The sequence below is a fragment of the Gordonibacter sp. 28C genome (assembly GCF_003339845.1).
Lineage (GTDB): Bacteria > Actinomycetota > Coriobacteriia > Coriobacteriales > Eggerthellaceae > Gordonibacter.
Map to the genome: position 1 here is coordinate 109,242 of NZ_PPTR01000008.1, position 17,770 is coordinate 127,011.

The following is a 17,770-nucleotide window of genomic DNA, read 5'->3' on the forward strand; positions in this document are numbered from 1 at the left end:
AGCGAGAGCCGGCCGATCGGGGTTCGAAGGCGAGGAGGTTCGAGATGGATGCGACGTATGGGCGGGCGATGCGGCCCGGCTTTGTTCGGGCGGCATTTTGCGCCCTCGTGCTTTCGACGCTCGGCGGGTGCCTCTTGGCAACGGGGTGCTCCTCCGCGCCGCCCTCGACGGAGAACCCGCCGCTCGTTCATGTGGTCGACGGCGCAGTCAACTTCCCCCATAAGGTGACGGTGGGCCGTACCTCCCTGGGCTACCCCGACACCCTGTGGGAGATCGACGAGCTGGAGCCGAGGACGACGGATCTGTTCGGCAAGGAGGTCGTGGTTTCGCAGACGCTGGTGGGCGATGACGATTTCTCGCATGGGTTCTTGCTGGGGGAGATCTCGGGCATAGCCTTCGACGATCTGCTGGGATACGCCGAGAAGGCGCAAGAGCAGGCTCCTGCACGTGCCGCGATGCTGGAGGAAAAGGCCAGGGAATCGGAATCGACGGCCCAGATATTCGGGGGCTTGGCAGAGCACTATCGAAACGTCGTTTACTCCGGGCCCGAGCCCATCGTGTTGAACGGGAGTCGCGCCTTCATTTTCAGCGAGTCCAGCGCGCGCGAGGGCGCCACAGGGATATCCAAGATGTACTTCGTCGAGGCGGGTCGGGATACCGTCGGTTTCGCGGTTTGCGGCTACCATGATTACGAGTACGACGCCGATCCGGCGTTCTGGGACGACATCTTCGCCAGCCTCAAAGTGCGCTAGACCGGCTGCGGCGACGGCCGCCTTGCTTTCGTTGCGCGCCATCTCCCGCTTTTTCCGTCAACTTCTTTCGCGCGCCTCCTTCGATCGTCGGCCTCCGCTCTGCCCCTCCTTTATTCCGTACTCGTGTACGTTTTCCACAGCGCTTGTAGGTTTTTCCCGTACCCTGGCCTGCGGGGCCTTCCGTTTCCTATAATGGGCGCACGCGCAGTGGTTGCGCGTTGCGGGCTTTCGCCTCGTTCCCGAAAGGATTCGAGTTCATGGATATAGTTTTGATGATCGTATACGCCACGATCCTGCTCGGCTTCCTCGTGTTCATCCACGAGGGCGGGCACTATCTGGCGTCGCGTGCGTTCGGCGTGCGGGTGACGGAGTTCATGCTGGGCCTTCCCGGCCCCAGCATCGGCTTCACCAAAGGCGGCACGCGCTTCGGCGTGACGGCCGTGCCGCTCGGCGGGTACGCGAAGGTGTGCGGCATGGAGGCGGGCGAGATGAGCCCGCATCTGGAGCAGGTGCTCGCCGCGCTGTACCGCCGCGGCACTGCCAATATGGAGGACGTCGCGCGCGACTGCGGCATTTCCGACGACGAGGCCTACGATGCCCTCGAGGAGCTGGTGGAGTGGGGCAGCGTCAAGGGCCCCACGAAGAAGGACCAGTACAACACGTACCGCGCCGCCGAGGTTCGCCCCACGAAGAAGCAGGTGCGGGCCGCCGAGGCGGCGTTGCAGCCGACGCCGCCGACCTACGCGCTTGGCGAGGCGCGCCCCGTGGCCGACGCCCATACGCTGTTCGAGAACGAGTATCGGCAGCAGTACCGGGCGCTGCCGTTTTGGAAGCGCTCGGTCATCCTCGTGGCCGGCGTGTTCGTGAACCTGCTGTTCGCGATGCTGCTGTTCGTGGTCATGTTCTCCGTTATCGGCTATGAGGTGCAGAGCCCGAACACGGGTATCTTCTATCATGCGGTCATGTCGCCGCTGCAATCGGTGCAAGCGGGCTTCTCCTATATAGGCCAGGTGGTTCAGCTGGTGGTCAGCCTGTTCAATCCGGCGACGGCCGCCAACACCGTGTCGAACTCCACGTCGATCATCGGCATTGCCGTCATGTCCAAGGACGCGGTCGACATGGGGCTCATGGGCATCTTGAGCTTCACGGCCATGATCTCCGTTTCGCTCGGCATCATGAACCTGCTTCCCATCCCGCCGCTCGACGGCGGCCGCTTCGTGGTGGAGGTGTTCCAGAAGATCTCGCGGCGCATCGTGTCCACGAGGGCGCTCAACTACATCTCGGCGGCCGGCATGCTGCTGTTCCTCGGGTTCTTCCTGATCATGGCGAACCAGGACATCCAGCGTTTCGTGTTCGGAAACTGGTAGGTTCCGCGGGCCTACGGCCCGCGGAACGACTCGACGCTGCGAAGCCCCTTCGGGTTCCGTCGGCCTGACGGCCGCCGGAACTGCTCGACGCTGCGAGGGGGCCTCTCGCTGACTTACTACGCCAACCTGGGCGTCCGTTATGCGGCCTGCGGCCGCATGGCAGGCGTCGCTTCGCTCGCTCGCCGTTCACCTGCGCGGTTGTTTCGCGCTTGCGCGCGAACGGGCGCTCTGGAGAGCGCCCCTACAGCCAACCCGGGCCTTCTCTCTCAAGCAGCCCTCTCATCGCCCTCGTTCTTCGCTCCCTGCACGGTTTTTGCGGAAGACTTCGTGAAAGGGGGTCGGGCGAGGGCCTTTCGGCGGTACAATATCCCGACATGCGATCAAGCGCGTGGGATGGGAGAGGCGTATGTCCTGCACAGCAAAGCCGAACGAGGCGACCCGGCGGGTCATGGTGGGCGACGTGCCGCTCGGCGGCGGCGCGCCCGTCGTCGTGCAGTCCATGCTGAACGCCCCGGCCGACGACGTGGCGGCGAACCTCGCGCAGATCGAGGCGCTGGCCGCCGTCGGCTGCGAGATCGTGCGCATGGCCATTCCGCGGCACGCGTGCCTGGACGCCTTCGAAGCCGTGTGCGCCCAGTCGCCGTTGCCGGTGGTGGCCGACATCCACTTCTCGGCGGACATCGCGGTGGAGGCGGCGCGGCGCGGGGCGGCGAAGCTGCGCATCAATCCCGGCAACATCGGGGGGCTGGCCAAAACGCAAGCCGTGCTCGATGCGGCGGGGGAGGCCGGCATTCCCATCCGCATCGGCGTGAACGCCGGCTCGCTCGACGCCGAGCTGGCCGCGCGCGACGATCTGACGCTGGCGCAGAAGCTGGCGCGCTCGGCGGCCGACTACGTGCGGTACTGCGAGGGGCGCGGCTTTTCCGATTTGGTGGTCAGCGCGAAGGCGCACGACGTCATGGCCACGGTGGCCACGTATCGCCAGCTCACTCGCGAGCTTCCCCACGTGCCGCTGCACATCGGCGTCACGGAGGCCGGCACCACGTTCCAAGGCGTCATCAAGTCGGCCTGCGGCTTGGGCATTTTGCTGGAAGAGGGTATCGGCGACACGCTGCGCATCTCGCTCACCGACGATCCCGTGCAGGAGGTTCGTGCCTGCTGGACGCTGCTCGCAGCGCTCGACCTGCGCAGACGCTCGCCGGAGCTCATCAGCTGTCCCACATGCGGGCGCTGCCAGGTGGACCTCATCGGGCTGGCGCGGCAGGTGGAGGAGCGTATCGCGAACCTGGACAAGCCGCTCAAGGTGGCCGTCATGGGGTGCGTGGTGAACGGACCGGGCGAGGCCGCCGACGCCGACATCGGCGTGGCGTGCGGAGCAGGGTCGGGCGTGGTTTTTTCCCATGGTAACGTCGTCCGCAAGGTGGAGGAGAACGACATTGTGGACGCTTTGATGGAGGAGATAGGAAGATTATGACGAACGCGAATATCATGCGCATGAGCGAGCTGTACGTGCCCACGCTCAAGGAGGATCCCACCGACGCGGAGATCGCCAGCCACAAGCTGCTGCTGCGCGCGGGCATGATCCGCAAGACGGCTTCGGGCGTGTACACGTTCCTGCCTTTGGGCAAGCGCGTGCTGTCCAAGGTGGAGCGCATCGTGCGCGAGGAGATGAACGCCATCGGCGCGCAGGAGATCATGATGCCGGCGCTGCAGCCGGGCGAGCTCTGGCACGAGAGCGGCCGCTGGGACGACTACGGCCCGGAGCTCATGCGCCTGGTCGACCGCCACGACCGCGAGTTCTGCCTCGGGCCCACCCATGAGGAACTCATCACCGCGCTCGTGCGCAACGAGCTGCGCTCGTACAAGGAGCTGCCGCTTTCCCTCTATCAGATTCAGGTGAAGTTCCGCGACGAGATCCGTCCGCGCTTCGGGCTTCTGCGCAGCCGCGAGTTCATCATGAAGGACGCCTACAGCTTCCATGCCAGCCAAGAGTCGCTGCAGAAGACCTACGACGAGATGAGCGAGGCCTACGGGCGCATCTGCGACCGCATGGACATGGACTACCGTCCCGTCGAGGCCGATTCCGGTCAGATCGGCGGCAGCGTGACCTGCGAGTTCATGGCGCTTGCCGATGCAGGCGAGGCCGAGCTCGTGCACTGCACCTGCGGGTACGCGGCCAACGCCGAGGCGGGCGACTGCCTGGCGCGCCCGACCGTCTACGACGTGCCGGCCATGGAGAAGGTGGCCACGCCGGGCGTGCACACCATCGCCGAGCTGGCGGCGTTCCTGGACATTCCCGAGTCGTCCACCGTGAAGGCGCTGTCGGGCAAGAACGATGCGGGCGACCTCGTGGTCATGTTCATCCCCGGCGACCACGAGCTCAACGAGCTCAAGGCGGAACGTGCGGCCGGCGGCTTCACGCTGCTCACCGACGAGGACATGGAGGCGTTCGGCTTGCACAAAGGCTCCATGGGCCCGGTCGGCCTGCCGGAGAGCGCGCACGTCATTGCGGCCCGCAGCCTGCAGGCCGTGCCGAAGTGGGTCGTGGGCGCGAACGAGGACGGCTACCACTACGTGGGCGCGCAGCTGGGCGTCGATTTCAAGGTGGACGAATGGGCCGACCTCTGCATCGTGAAGCCCGGCGACAGCTGTCCGAAATGCGGGCTGCCGCTCGAGGGCGCGCGCGGCATCGAGGTGTCGCAGGTGTTCCAGCTGGGCGACAAGTACTCGAAGGCCATGGGCGCCACGTTCATGGCCGAGGACGGCAGCGAGCAGCCGTTCCTCATGGGCTGCTACGGCGTGGGCATCTCGCGCACCATGGCCGCCATCGTGGAGCAGCACAACGACGAGAACGGCATCGCGTGGCCCTTCTCGGTGGCGCCGGCGCACGTGTGCGTGCTGCCGCTCACCGTGGGCGACGACGAGGTGCAGCCGGCGGCCGAGAAGCTGGCAATCGATTTGGCCAAGCTCGGCTTGGAGGTCGTCATCGACGATCGTAGCGAGCGCGCCGGCGTGAAGTTCGCCGACGCCGACCTGGTGGGTTGGCCGTTGCAGGTCGTGGTGGGCAAGCGTGGGCTTGCCGAAGGCAAAGTGGAGATCAAGCATCGCAAGACGGGCGCACGCCGCGATATCTCGCTCACGGCGCTCACCGAGGCCATTGCGTTCACGCAGCGAAACACGAAGGTTTGGGGCTCCGAGGCCGACCTGTTCGGCGAGCTGTTCGCCTGATGAGCGTCGAGTTCGGCGGTGACGCGGCCGTGGAGGCCGCGTCACCGTTTTCTGCATGCTCGTCTGAGGATTCTCTCGCGGGCACGCGCGGGGTTCTCTTCGATCTGGACGGCACCCTGCTCGACACCGAGCGTTTGATCTTGGTGTCGTTCCGCCATGCGGTGGAGGCGGTGCTGGGGAAGAGCATCCCCGACGAGCTGCTCATGGCGAAGGTGGGCCAGCCGCTTACCGTCCAGATGTGGGATTTTACGGACGACCAGGCGGTGCACGACGAGTTGCTCGGCACGTACCGCACGTACAACGAGCGGGTTCACGACGATCTCATCCGCATTTTCCCCGGCGTCGCCGACGTGCTCGCCGAGCTGCGGGGCAGGGGACTGGATTTGGGCGTGGTGACTTCGAAGCGCCACGAGGCCGCTCTGCGCGGCCTGGCCGTGTTCGGGCTGGATCGCAGTTTCGACTTCCTCGTAGGTTCCGACGACTGGCCTACTCACAAACCGGATCCCGGCCCGGTGGCTCACGGTTGCGACCTGCTCGGGCTGCGACCCGAGGAATGCCTCTACGTGGGCGACAGCCCCTTCGACATCCAAGCCGGGAACGGGGCCGGCTGCACGACCGTGGCGGCGCTATGGGGTATGTTCCCGGAGGCGGTGTTGGAAGCCGAAGGCCCCGATTGCGTTTGCCGGACCATCGACGAGCTGCCGAAGTTGCTTGCAGAGGTATAGGGGCGGCAGGGCATTCGTCTCAAGCCCCCGTCGTTCGCCCTACAATTTCGCATGCCTATCGCTCAGCACCCGCACATTCTCGCCGAACATGCGCGCAAGACCTGCTCACGACGCCCCGCTAGCGCCCAGCCGTTCCCTTCGGGCGCGGTGCACAACATCCTCCCACCCCGCGATTCTGTTGCTTGCCGGTGAATTTCCCGCCCAAACTCCCCCTTGAGCCACCCTTCCTCTATAATCGGTTATTCGATCTTTGACTAACTGCAAATCGAAGGGGGTGTGAGTTCATGCCGAGACTTCAAATCATGGATACCACGATCCGCGACGGCCAGCAGAGCCTGTGGGCCACGCGCATGCAGATCGGGGACATGCTGCCGATCCTGCCGAAAATGGACCGGGTCGGGTACTGGGCCATCGAGGCGTGGGGCGGTGCGACGTTCGACACGTGCCTGCGCTTCCTCGACGAGAACCCGTGGGAGCGTCTGCGATCTATCAAGGCCAACACGCCGAACACGCCGCTCGCCATGCTGTCCCGCGGCCAGAACCTGGTGGGGTACAAGCATTACTCGCGCGAGATCTGCAACCGCTTCATCAAGGCGGCCAAGCGCAACGGCGTGCACGTGTTCCGCGTGTTCGACGCCCTCAACGACATCCGCAACGTGGTGGACAACGCCGAGGCCATCAAGGAATGCGGCGGCCACTTCGAGGGCGCCATCTCCTACACCATGTCGCCGGTGCACACGCTCGACAGCTACCTGGACTACGGCCAGAAGATGAAGGACCTGGGCGCCGATTCTATCGCCATCAAGGACATGGCCGGCATGCTCACCCCGTACCGCACGGAGCGCATGGTCAAGGCGTTCAACGCCGAGATCGGCCTGCCGCTGCACATCCACTGCCATTACGTGGGCGGCATGGCCCCCGCCAACATCATCAAGGCCGCCGAGGCCGGCGCCGCCATCGCCGACACGGCCCACGCGCCGCTCGCGTTCGGCAACTCGCACCCGGCCGTCGAGATGATCGTGGCCGCCCTCCAGGAGAGCCGCTACGACACGGGCCTCGACCTGGACCTGCTGTTCGAGATCGCCGAGTACTGGGAAGAGGTGCGCAAGCGCGGCCACTACAAGCGCGGCGTGTCCTCCCTCACGCACATGAAGGTGTACTCGCACCAGGTGCCCGGCGGCATGATGTCGAACCTGGTGTCCCAGCTGGAGATCCAGAACGCGGGCGACCGCCTGGGCGAGGTCATGCAGGAGATCCCGAAGGTGCGCGCCGAGGTGGGCTACCCGCCGCTCGTCACGCCCATGTCCCAGATCGTGGGCACGCAGGCCGTGTTCAACGTGCTCACCGGCAAGCGCTGGAGCGTCGTGTCCAAGGAGATGAAGGATTACATCTGCGGCTACTACGGCAAGGCGCCGGGTCGCATGGACAAGGACATTGTGGCGAAGGTCGTGGGCAATTCCGAGATGCTGCCGCCCGACGTGGCGCCCGGCTCGCTCGTAACCACCACGTACTCGCAGGTGGAAGACGAGATCGGCGATCTCGCGAAGAGCGAGGAGGACGTGCTCATGTACGCCCTCTTCCCGAACGAGGCCCGCACGTACCTGAGCAAGCACCGCACATCCGAGAAGGTCGACTTCCTCATGGAGCAGGAGTCGAGCCATACCAAGGAGGACGATTACGTGGACATCAATCAGATTCGCGAGCTGGTTCGCGTCGCCGAGGAGAGCGGCGTCGGCGAGATCGTAGTCGAGGAAGAGGGCACGCGCATCGCCGTGCGCATGCCGGGCACGTTGTCCTCCGACGCCATGGCGGCCGCTGCCGCCGCCGCGCCGGTCGCCGCCGTGGCCCCGGCCCCCGTGGCCGACGCGCCGGCCGCCGCCGACGACGGCGTGGAGCGCCCCTCGAACTGGTACGCCGTCACGGCTCCCATGGTGGGCACGTTCTACGAGGCCCCGGCTCCCGGCGAGCCGCCGTTCGTGAAGGTGGGCGACGAGGTTGCCGCCAACCAGACGCTGTGCATCGTCGAGGCCATGAAGCTCATGAACGAGATCACGGCCGAGGAGATGGGTACGGTGCGCGAGGTGTGCCTCGAGGACGCCACGCCCGTCGAGTTCGGCACGCCCCTGTTCTACATCGAGCCCCACGGAACCCCGGCCCCGGCTCCGGAGACGGCGTAATGTTTAGCAAGATACTGGTTGCCAATCGCGGCGAGGTGGCGCTGCGCATCATGCGCGCCTGCCGCGAGCTGGGCGTGAAGACGGTCGCGGTCTACTCGACCGAGGACGCCGACACCTATCCCGTGCAGTACGCCGACGAGGCCGTGTGCATCGGCCCCGCCCAGGCGAACAAGAGCTACCTGGTCATACCCAGCATCATCTCCGCGGCGAAGAACGCCGGGGCCGAGGCCATCCACCCCGGCTACGGCTTCTTGGCCGAGAACGCCGACTTCGCCCGCGCCTGCGTCGAGAACGACCTGGTGTTCATCGGGCCCTCCGCCGACTGCATCGAGCGCATGGGCGACAAGAGCATGGCGCGCGAGACCATGAAGGGCTGCGGCGTTCCCACCGTTCCCGGTTCCGACGGCTGCATCGAGACGGCGGCCGAGGCCAAGGCCTTCGCCGACAGCGTGGGCTATCCCGTGCTCATCAAGGCCACGGCGGGCGGCGGCGGCAAGGGCATGCGCGAGGTGCACGACCCGGCCGACCTCGAGGCCCAGTACCAGGCGGCCCGCAACGAGGCGGGCGCGGCCTTCGGAAACGACGGCGTGTACCTGGAGAAGCTCGTGCTGCGTCCTCGCCACGTGGAGATACAGGTGCTGGCCGACGACTTCGGCAACAATCTGGCGCTCTGCGAGCGCGACTGCTCCGTGCAGCGCCGCCACCAGAAGCTCATCGAGGAGGCGCCCTCGCCGGCGCTCACCGAGGATTTGCGCCGCGCCATGGGCGTGGCCGCCATCAAGGCCGTGCGCGCCGTGAACTACAAGAACGCCGGCACCATCGAGTTCCTGCTCGACGAGCGCGGGAACTTCTACTTCATGGAGATGAACACGCGCGTGCAGGTGGAGCATCCGGTAACGGAGCAGATCACCGGCACCGACATCATCAAAGAGCAGCTGCGCATCGCCTCCGGCGAGCCCATCAGCTGCGCCTCGCGCGCGCCGTTCGCCCCGTTCGGCCACGCCATCGAGTTCCGCATCAACGCGGAGGACCCGGCGCACGCCTTCCGTCCGTGCCCCGGCACCATCACGAGGTTCGATCCTCCGGCGGGCCCCGGCGTGCGCGTGGAGAGCTACGTGCGCACGGGCTCGCGCATCTCGCCGTACTACGACTCGCTCGTGGCGAAGCTCGTGGTGTACGGCCAGGATCGCGAAGAGGCGCTCCAGCGCGGGCGCCGCGCCCTCGACGAGTTCGTCATCGAAGGCATCGAAACCACCATCTCGTTCCATCGCCGCGTGCTGGACAATGCGGTGTTCTGCGCGGGCGAGGCGACGACCGACTTCATCGAAACCCAGATGGGAGACGTGCTATGAATGAACTGAATCTTGACGGCATGGCGTTGGCGCCGGGCGTCGTCGAGACCATCGTGTCCATTGCCACCAACGAGGTCGAGGGCGTGGCTTCGGTCGGCTCGGCGGCTTCGGGCGGCCTGCGCTCCGTGTTCGGCTCCAAGCCGTCCACGCAGGGCATCGACATCGCCGTGGACGAGGACGACAAGCTGGCCATCTCGGTGCGCGTCGACGTGTACTACGGCTACGTGCTGCCCGATCTGGCCGCGAACGTGCGCCAGGCCGTGGCCGACGCGGTCGCCAGCCAGGTGGGCGCGCAGGTGTCCTCGGTCGACGTGTACATCGACGGCATCCAGTTCGCCGGTTAGCCGGAGGTTTGCTGAACTTTTATGGCTGCTAAACGACATGAACGCACGCGTGCGCGCCGATCGGCGCTCGCGCTGCTCTACACGAGCGAGATAACCGACGAGGGCGCCACCAAGATCGCCGAAGAGGGCCGCTACCTGGCCGAGGACGGTCCGCTGCCCGAATACGCCGAAACGCTGGTTCGCGGCGTGGAGGCGCATCGCGCCGCCATCGACAGGCACCTGGTCGCCACGTCGGAGAACTGGGCGCTCACCCGCATGCCCATCGTCGACCGCTCCATCCTGCGCCTGGCCGCCTACGAGATGATGTACGTGGCCGACGTGCCCACGTCCGTCACCATCAACGAGGCCGTGGAGCTGGCGAAGGATTTCGGCGGCGAGGACGAGTCGCCGCGCTTCGTGAACGGGGTGCTGGGCCGCATCGCGAAGATACTGGAAGCCGAGGCGGCCAACGGGGAAGGGATGCCCGGCGTCGCTCCCGCGGGCGGCAAGGCCGCTCCTGCCGAGGCGGTCGGGATCCCCGCGACCCCTGCCGGGGTGCCTGGCGACGCAGCCTCCCCCGAAGGGCCCGAAGAGGCCGCCGGAGCGTTTGAGGCTCCAAGCGCGGCGGCCGAAACCGTCGCAGCGGTGCCCGCTGCAGCGGAACCCGAGGCCGCGCCCGCGCCTGCCGAGGCCCTGGTCTTCGGAACGCCGAAGGGAGCGTGACGTGGCGCGCGAATCGTACGAGACGTTCGACCAGGTGAAAACCCGCCTCGACGAGATCGTCGACGCCGTGGGCTCCGAGGAGATGCCCCTCGACGAGGCGCTTTCCCTGTACGAGGAGGCCGTGGGCCTGGGCCTGCGTGCCAGCGAGCTGCTCGAGGAGAACATCGAGGCCCGCAACGAGTTGGACGACGCGCAGGACGGCGAGGTCGAAACCGAGGCGGATGCCGAAACCGAGGCGGATGCCGCAAACGCCGGCTCGGACGCGGAGGCGCCCGAGCCGGCAACGGCGTAGCGAAACGGGAGCGTGACCATGGACCATCGCATTCTCGATATGATCTCGTCGCCGGCCGATCTCAAGCTGCTGGACGACGACGAGCTTTTCATCCTCGCTCGCGAGATTCGCGAGGAGATCGTGACCGTGACGTCGGAGACGGGCGGCCACGTGGCCTCGTCGCTGGGCGCCGTGGAGATCATCCTCGCGGTGCACAGCATGATCGATTGCCCTGTCGACCGCTTCGTGTTCGACGTGGGCCATCAGTCCTATGCGCACAAGCTCGTGACGGGACGGCTCGACGAGTTCAAAACGCTGCGCACCTACGGCGGCCTCTCCGGCTTCCCGAAGCCCGACGAGAGTCCCTACGACGTGCACCCTTCGGGCCATGCGTCCGATTCGCTGTCGGTGGCGCTGGGCCTGGCGAAGGCGCGCGACCTTTCCGGCGGTGCCAACAAAGTCGTGGCCCTCATCGGCGACGCGGCCCTGTCGGGCGGCATGGCGTTCGAGGCGCTCAACCACATCGGCCAGGCGCAAACGCCCATGGTCATCATCCTCAACGACAACGAGATGTCCATCTCGCGCAACGTGGGCGCGCTCATGAAGCACCTCGGCAACATGCGCGCCTCCTCCCAGTACCGCCAGACGCGCGACTCCGTGCAAGAGAAGCTGGAGAACAGCGGCGCCCTCGGCACGGCGCTCGCGAACTTCGGGCGCAACATGAAGGAGTCGATGAAGCAGTTCGTGCTTCCGCGCACTATGATATTCGAGCAGCTGGGCATCGTGTGCACGGCTCCCATCGACGGCCACGACATCGGCGCGATCAAGGAGACGCTGGGCTTGGTGCTGGCCGCCGACGCTCCCGTGCTCATGCACGTGGTGACGAAGAAGGGCGCCGGCTACGAACCTGCCGTGCGCAACCCCGAGAAGTTCCACGGCGTCGCCCCCTACGACATCGCCACGGGCGAAGTGAAGAAGAAGCCCGCAACCGCCCCGTCTTACACGAGCGTGTTCGGCAAGGCGCTCGCCGAGGAGGCGCGCGCCGACGACCGCATCGTGGCCATCACGGCCGCCATGAAGGACGGCACGGGCCTTTCGGACTTCGCCGAGGAGTTCCCGAGCCGCTTCATCGACGCGGGCATCGCCGAAGAGCACGCCGTGGGCCTGGCCTCGGGGCTGGCCGTGGGCGGCAAGAAGCCCGTCGTGGCCATCTACTCCACGTTCCTGCAGCGCGCCATCGACCAGCTCGTCGTCAACAACGCGCTGCCGAACCTCGACGTGGTGTTCGCCATCGACCGCGCCGGCGTCGTGGGCGAGGACGGCCCCACGCACCACGGCATATTCGACTTGGCGTACACGCGCATGGTGCCGCATATGCGCGTGCTCGCGCCGTCGAACGAGGCCGAGCTCGTGCACGCCCTGCACACGGCGCTCGCGCTGGGCGGCCCGTTCGCCATCCGCTATCCGCGCGGAGCGGCCGAAGGGGTGCCCCTGCCCGAGAACCCCGAAGTGCTGGAAGTGGGGAAGTCGCGCACGGTGCGCGAAGGCGACGACGTGGCCATCCTCGCGTTCGGGCGCATGGTGGGCCGTGCGCTGGGGGCTGCGGAGCTGCTGGCCGAGCGCGGCGTCGAGGCGCGCGTCGTGGACATGCGTTGGGCGAAACCGCTCGACGCCGACGCCGTCGCCCGTGCCGCCCAGACGAAGCTCGTCGTCACCGTGGAGGGTGGCGTGGTCTCCGGGGGTGCGGGGGAGGGCGTGCTCGGCGAGCTTGCCCGCCAAGGTCTCGCGGTGCCTGCGCTCACGCTGGGGGTTCCCGACGTGTTCGTGCCCCAAGGCAAGGCCGACCTGCTGCTGCGCGACCTCGGGCTCGACCCGCAGGGCATCGCGGATTCCGTGGAGGAGCGCTTGGGATAGTAGCCTGTCCGTCGGCTCGGGTGCCCGTTTGTGCCCGGTGGTCTGCTTACCCGGTTGCCCGTAGGGGCGCTCTCCAGAGCGCCCCTACGGGCGGCAACGCGAACCCCACCGTTCAGCGACTTTACCCAAACTTGATCTTTCCCTTGCAATGTCTTGATAAAACTCCCCTATTATCAAATATTCGTATGCTTTGTCGCCGACGCCGTGTAAGGGGATGAGTTGGACGTGCTCGCCGGTTCGCGCTCCCTGTGCGGGAGGGAGTTCGCATGAGCTTTGATTTCGGCGCGTTCGCTGCGGCGTTCGCGAGCGATCCCGTTCTCGCGCTCATCGTCATCTTGACGCTGGGCGCCACGGTGGTGAACGGGGCCACCGACGCCCCCAACGCCATCGCCACCGTCGTGGGCACGAAGGCCATGAAGCCCACGCCCGCCATAGCCATGGCTGCGGTGTGCAACTTCGTCGGCCTTGCGGCCATCACCATGATCTCGTCGGCCGTGGCGGCCACCATCTTCAAAATGGTCGACTTCGGCGGCGACAACCACGCCGCGCTCATCGCGTTGGCGGCGGCCATGGTGGCCATCATCGTGTGGGGCGTGACGGCTTGGTACTTCGGCATTCCCACGTCGCAAAGCCACTCGCTCATCGCAGGCATCACCGGAGCCGCCATCGCCCTGCAGGGCGGGCTGGCCGGCGTCAACGGAGCCGAGTGGATGAAGGTCGTTTACGGCCTGGTCATATCCACGGTGCTCGGTTTCGGCACGGGATGGCTGTTCACGCGCATGATCAAGCGGCTCTGCCGGGGAGCCGACCGCGTCAAGGCCAACTCGTTCTTCAAGTGGGCGCAGATCGTCTCCGGCGCCGGCGTGGCCGTGCTGCACGGCGCGCAGGACGGCCAGAAGTTCCTGTCGCTGTGCATGCTGGGTATCATGCTGGCCATGACGGGGCAGTCCGGCGGCGATGTGACGTTTCCGTTCTGGCTGATCATCCTCGTATCGGCAACCATGGCGCTGGGCACGGCGGTGGGCGGCAGGAAGATCATCAAGTCGGTGGGCATGGACATGGTGAAGATGGAGCAGTACCAGGGCTTCGCCGCGTGCCTGTCGGCCTGCTTCTGCATCGGCCTGGCCACGTTCACGGGCCTGCCGGTGTCCACCACGCATACGAAGACCACGGCCATCATGGGCGTGGGAGCCGAGAAGAGCCTGCGCAACGTGAAGTGGGGCCTGGCCGGCCGCATGGTGGGCACCTGGGTGCTCACGTTTCCCGGCTGCGGCCTGCTCGCGTTCGCCTTCACGCATCTGTTCCTGACGTTCTTCTGATGCCTTGTCGGGTCGCCCCTACGAACAACCTGCAATGTGTTTCATAAAGAAAGCCTCGGGTCATGTCGACCCGAGGCTTTCTTGCGCAGCAGATGGCAGGAGGGATCTACGCCTCTTCCTCCACGACCTCGGCGTCGGGCGCGTTCTTCTTAACGCTCTCGATGCCCTTCTTGCAGGATTCCTTCGACTTGTAGTGCTGGGACGTGGCGATGATCTCGCCGTTGTCGGCCTTCAGCACGAAATGGCATCCCGTGTCGGACGTCTTGATGACGAACTTTCCCATGGGCTTCTCCTTCTCTTCGCGAACGATATTGAAGATGATACACCGCTCGAAGCCGCAGGTCGGAGCAGCCACGCGATTGAACCAAGGTTTGAAGGTCGCCTGCGGACAGGCACGCTGTCCGGCTAGTTCACGCGCTTTTCCATGACGAAGTCGTCCATGATGAAGCCGCGCCCGATGTCCGTCTCCACGGAATCGATGGTTTCGAACCCCTTGCCCCGGTAGGCGCGCACGCCCAGGTCGTTGTGCTTGTTCACCGTCAAATACATTGCGTCGAACCCGCGCTCGCGGCACAGGTCCTCGTAGAAGCGGACGGTCTGGCTGGCGAATCCGTGCCCGCGCTCCTCGGCCAGCAGGTATATCTTCGAGATGAAGAAGCGGTTCGTCTCGGGCTCGGAACGTCCGCCCGTGTAGCCTGCGATGCGCCCGTCGTCGGCGCGCAGGAACCAGTACTCGTAGCCGTGTTCGGCCATGTCGCGCTCGATAGCCTCCAGGCTTTGGAACTGCTCCACCATGTAGTCGGTTTGCGCCTCGCCGATGAGGGCGGGCCAGTACTCGTGCCATATCTCGTCGGCGAGCGCCGCCAGGCGCCGCCGGTCCTCGGGTGTCTCGACCGCAACGAACTCGATCGTCATGCAATGCTCCTTCCTTTGTCACGTGCCTTCCCACTATACCGCAACCGGCACCGCGCGCGTCCACCTCTCGGGACGATTCGCGCGATCGTCTTGCGGGCCATGTTTCCGTTCAGTAACGCCGGTGCTTCCCGTTTGTTAAAAGGCGTTTCCAAGCGCGTTAACAGTGGGCAGTTTTACGTATTACCTGATGAAACGATGCGATCATCGAATGCGTCACCTGACGGGAAGCTTGGATAGAGGAGGTAGATGCATATGTTTGACACAGGTTCGACGGGGTTCATGATCGTTTGCGCGATGCTCGTCCTGCTGATGACGCCGGGCTTGGCGTTCTTCTACGGGGGGTTGAGCCGCCGCAAGAACGTGGTCAACACGATGATCATGGTGTTCGCGGTTCTCGGCATCGTCGGCATCACGTGGACGGTGTGCGGGTGGTCGTTCGCCTACGGCGGAGACGGTTCGATCCCCTTCTTCGGGGGCTTCGATCAGCTTGGACTCTTCGGCACCACGCAAGGCATGCTCGCTGAAGCGGAAGCAGTCCCCGAAGACGCGGTTTATCCCGGAATCGTCGACGTCGTGTTCCAGATGGCGTTTTGCATGATCACCACGGCCATCATCACGGGCGCGGTGGCCGGGCGCTTCAAGTTCGGCGCCATCTGCGTGTTCGTGGCGATCTGGACCATCGTGGTGTACCCGCCGCTCGCCCACATGGTGTGGGGCGGCGAGGGCAGCCTGGTGGGCGACATGATCGGCGCGCTCGACTTCGCCGGCGGCGACGTCGTGCACATCAGCTCCGGCCTGACCGGCCTCATCCTGTGCATCCTGGCGGGCAAGCGGCGCGGGTTCGGCATGATGAACTACCGGCCTCACAACGTGCCGTTCGTGGCTCTGGGCGCGGCCCTTCTGTGGTTCGGTTGGTTCGGCTTCAACGCGGGCTCCGAGTTCGCCGCTGACGGCATCGCCGCGCTTGCGCTGGTCAACACCGTTGTCGCTTCGGGTGCTGCGCTGGTTTCCTGGATGGTCGTCGAGCGCATGAAGGTTGGCAAGCCCACGCTCGTCGGCGCCGCCACGGGTCTGGTGGCCGGTCTCGTGGTCATCACGCCGGGCGCCGGCTTCGTGGAGCCGTGGGCCGCGATCGTCATGGGCCTTGTCGTGTCGCCCGTCTGCTACTTCGCCATTTCCTTCTGCAAGCAGAAGATCGGCTACGACGACGCGCTCGACGCGTTCGGGTGCCATTGCGTGGGCGGCGTCGTGGGCGGCATCCTCACCGGCCTGTTCTGCGTGCCCGAGCTGTCTTGGACCGACTTCGGCGGCCTGCTCTACACGGGCGATCCGTCGCTTCTGGTCAGCCAGATCCTGGGCATCTTGGTCACCATCGTGTTCGTGGGCGTCGCCGACGTGGTCATCGGCCTTGTCGTCAAGCTGTGCTTCAAGGGCAAGCTGCGCGTGAGCGAAGAGGACGAGGCGCGCGGCCTCGACGTGGCGGCTCACGGCGAGAGCGCGTACCCGGCTTACGTCGGCTTGGACTAAACTGAGATAAAGCGAGAGGAGTGAGACCATGAAGAAGATTACCGCGATCGTCCGTCCGGAAAAGCTCGAGCCGCTGAAAGACGCGCTGTTCGCCGTCAAGGTCAACGGCATGACGATCTCTCAGGTGCAAGGCTGCGGCAACCAGCACGGCTGGAAGGAGTACTACCGCGGCACCGAGGTCATGCTGAACATGATTCCCAAGGTGAAGTTCGAGCTGGTCGTCGATGACGAGCAGGTCGATTCCCTCGTCGAGCTGATCCGCTCGACCGCCCGCACGGGCGAGGTGGGGGACGGCAAGATATTCATCTTCCCGGTGGACGAGGTCGTGCGCATCCGCACTGGCGAGCAGGGCGACGCCGCCGTGTAGGCGCGCGCGACGCACGGTGTCGAGCGACGGCCCGTCCGGTAGAACCGGGCGGGCCGTTCCGCGTGAGAAGAGGTGGACGGGGCATGGCGGGAAACGTGCGGAGTGCGGCCGAGGCGGCTCGAAAGGAGCTCGACGCGTGCGCGCCTTCCGCGCAAGCCCGTGGCCCGATGTCCGCCTCCACCCTTCCTCCACGGTTCGGTGTCGTTTCCCAAAGCCCCTTTCTCGGTTCGCGTTAATGATATATAATCCTATTTGACTTAAGATACGGATTAATACCTTATCATCCTCGGCGCGAAAGGGGCCTCCCATGGCCGGTACGGTTTCCGACAAGCAGGGAAGCGCGGCGACGCGCAACACGATTCAGAGGGCGCTGGTGCTGGAAGCGGTGCGATCGCTGCACGACCATCCCACGTCGGCCGACGTGTACGATGCGGTCCGCCGCACGTACCCGAACATATCGCGGGCCACGGTCTACCGCAACTTGGGCGTGCTGGCCAACCGCGGCGACGTGCTGCGCGTGGAGGTGCCCAACGGCGCCGACCGCTACGATTTCTTCAACGAGCCCCACTACCACGCGAAGTGCCGCGTGTGCGGGTCCATCGTGGACGTCGACATGCCCTACGAGTCCGACATCGCCTCGAAGGTCGCCGACGCGCACGGGTTCGCCATCGAGGGGCACGAGATCATCTTCGACGGCGTGTGTCCCGCCTGCCAGAACGCCGGCAACCGCTAACGCCGACGGGGCTGCCGAAGTGCGGCCCCGCTTTTTCGCTTGGTGCAGTTTGCGCGTCCTGTCTTGTTTAGCTGAAA

General features: G+C 65.8%; 17 protein-coding genes. 15 read left to right on the plus strand and 2 right to left on the minus strand.

Annotated features, from left to right (window positions below):
- Positions 1-44: 44 nt before the first annotated feature.
- The 12 genes from C1878_RS11070 (at position 45) to C1878_RS11125 (ending at position 14,151) form a co-directional block, all read left to right on the plus strand.
- Entirely contained in the window at positions 45-752 is a 708-nt protein-coding gene (locus C1878_RS11070; protein ID WP_114601684.1) for a hypothetical protein, read from the plus strand.
- A gap of 257 nt (positions 753-1,009) precedes the next feature.
- Positions 1,010-2,119: a site-2 protease family protein gene (locus C1878_RS11075; protein WP_114601685.1), complete on the plus strand. Its 1,110-nt coding sequence runs from the start codon at positions 1,010-1,012 to the stop codon at positions 2,117-2,119.
- 406 nt (positions 2,120-2,525) lie between these two features.
- The gene (gene ispG, locus C1878_RS11080; protein WP_114601686.1) at positions 2,526-3,593 is read left to right on the plus strand and encodes a flavodoxin-dependent (E)-4-hydroxy-3-methylbut-2-enyl-diphosphate synthase; all 1,068 of its coding nucleotides are present in this window, start codon (positions 2,526-2,528) and stop codon (positions 3,591-3,593) included.
- On the plus strand, positions 3,590-5,347 hold the full coding sequence (locus C1878_RS11085) for a proline--tRNA ligase (protein ID WP_114601687.1): 1,758 nt from the start codon (positions 3,590-3,592) through the stop codon (positions 5,345-5,347). Before ispG ends, C1878_RS11085 begins: the two co-directional genes overlap by 4 nt.
- Positions 5,347-6,072 (plus strand): HAD family hydrolase, encoded by a 726-nt coding sequence (locus C1878_RS11090; RefSeq protein WP_114601688.1) that lies wholly within the window; start codon positions 5,347-5,349, stop codon positions 6,070-6,072. The genes C1878_RS11085 and C1878_RS11090 overlap by 1 nt, the downstream gene beginning before the upstream one ends.
- Positions 6,073-6,356: 284 nt before the next feature.
- Complete coding sequence (gene accB / locus C1878_RS11095) at positions 6,357-8,249, plus strand: acetyl-CoA carboxylase biotin carboxyl carrier protein (protein ID WP_114601689.1); 1,893 nt, start codon at positions 6,357-6,359, stop codon at positions 8,247-8,249.
- Positions 8,249-9,601, plus strand: coding sequence for an acetyl-CoA carboxylase biotin carboxylase subunit (gene accC / locus C1878_RS11100; RefSeq protein ID WP_114601690.1), 1,353 nt, complete (start codon positions 8,249-8,251; stop codon positions 9,599-9,601). The genes accB and accC overlap by 1 nt, the downstream gene beginning before the upstream one ends.
- Positions 9,598-9,945 (plus strand): Asp23/Gls24 family envelope stress response protein, encoded by a 348-nt coding sequence (locus C1878_RS11105; protein ID WP_114601691.1) that lies wholly within the window; start codon positions 9,598-9,600, stop codon positions 9,943-9,945. The genes accC and C1878_RS11105 overlap by 4 nt, the downstream gene beginning before the upstream one ends.
- Before the next feature lie 21 nt (positions 9,946-9,966).
- Positions 9,967-10,647 carry a transcription antitermination factor NusB gene (gene nusB, locus C1878_RS16910; RefSeq protein ID WP_241963708.1) on the plus strand — a complete coding sequence of 227 codons (681 nt, stop codon included), beginning with the start codon at positions 9,967-9,969 and terminating at the stop codon, positions 10,645-10,647.
- Position 10,648: 1 nt separating this feature from the next.
- Positions 10,649-10,939: an exodeoxyribonuclease VII small subunit gene (locus tag C1878_RS11115; protein ID WP_114601692.1), complete on the plus strand. Its 291-nt coding sequence runs from the start codon at positions 10,649-10,651 to the stop codon at positions 10,937-10,939.
- Between the two features lie 18 nt (positions 10,940-10,957).
- Positions 10,958-12,832 carry a 1-deoxy-D-xylulose-5-phosphate synthase gene (dxs, locus tag C1878_RS11120; protein ID WP_114601693.1) on the plus strand — a complete coding sequence of 625 codons (1,875 nt, stop codon included), beginning with the start codon at positions 10,958-10,960 and terminating at the stop codon, positions 12,830-12,832.
- Between the two features lie 266 nt (positions 12,833-13,098).
- The gene (locus C1878_RS11125; protein ID WP_114601694.1) at positions 13,099-14,151 is read left to right on the plus strand and encodes an inorganic phosphate transporter; all 1,053 of its coding nucleotides are present in this window, start codon (positions 13,099-13,101) and stop codon (positions 14,149-14,151) included.
- A gap of 106 nt (positions 14,152-14,257) precedes the next feature.
- Here C1878_RS11125 and C1878_RS11130 read toward each other — a convergent pair whose 3' ends face one another.
- Together C1878_RS11130 and C1878_RS11135 are read right to left on the minus strand one after the other, a co-directional pair.
- Positions 14,258-14,434 carry a YegP family protein gene (locus tag C1878_RS11130; protein WP_114601695.1) on the minus strand — a complete coding sequence of 59 codons (177 nt, stop codon included), beginning with the start codon at positions 14,432-14,434 and terminating at the stop codon, positions 14,258-14,260.
- Positions 14,435-14,556: 122 nt separating this feature from the next.
- A complete protein-coding gene (locus tag C1878_RS11135) occupies positions 14,557-15,066 on the minus strand; it encodes a GNAT family N-acetyltransferase (protein WP_114601696.1) in 510 nt (169 codons plus the stop codon).
- Positions 15,067-15,318: 252 nt separating this feature from the next.
- Here C1878_RS11135 and C1878_RS11140 point away from each other — a divergent pair, with 252 nt between their 5' ends.
- The 3 genes from C1878_RS11140 to C1878_RS11150 all read left to right on the plus strand — a co-directional run bounded on the left by C1878_RS11140 (position 15,319) and on the right by C1878_RS11150 (position 17,693).
- Positions 15,319-16,593: an ammonium transporter gene (locus tag C1878_RS11140; RefSeq protein WP_114601697.1), complete on the plus strand. Its 1,275-nt coding sequence runs from the start codon at positions 15,319-15,321 to the stop codon at positions 16,591-16,593.
- Positions 16,594-16,621: 28 nt separating this feature from the next.
- Positions 16,622-16,960: a P-II family nitrogen regulator gene (locus C1878_RS11145; RefSeq protein WP_114601698.1), complete on the plus strand. Its 339-nt coding sequence runs from the start codon at positions 16,622-16,624 to the stop codon at positions 16,958-16,960.
- Between the two features lie 307 nt (positions 16,961-17,267).
- Positions 17,268-17,693, plus strand: coding sequence for a Fur family transcriptional regulator (locus C1878_RS11150; RefSeq protein WP_114601699.1), 426 nt, complete (start codon positions 17,268-17,270; stop codon positions 17,691-17,693).
- Positions 17,694-17,770: the final 77 nt, after the last annotated feature.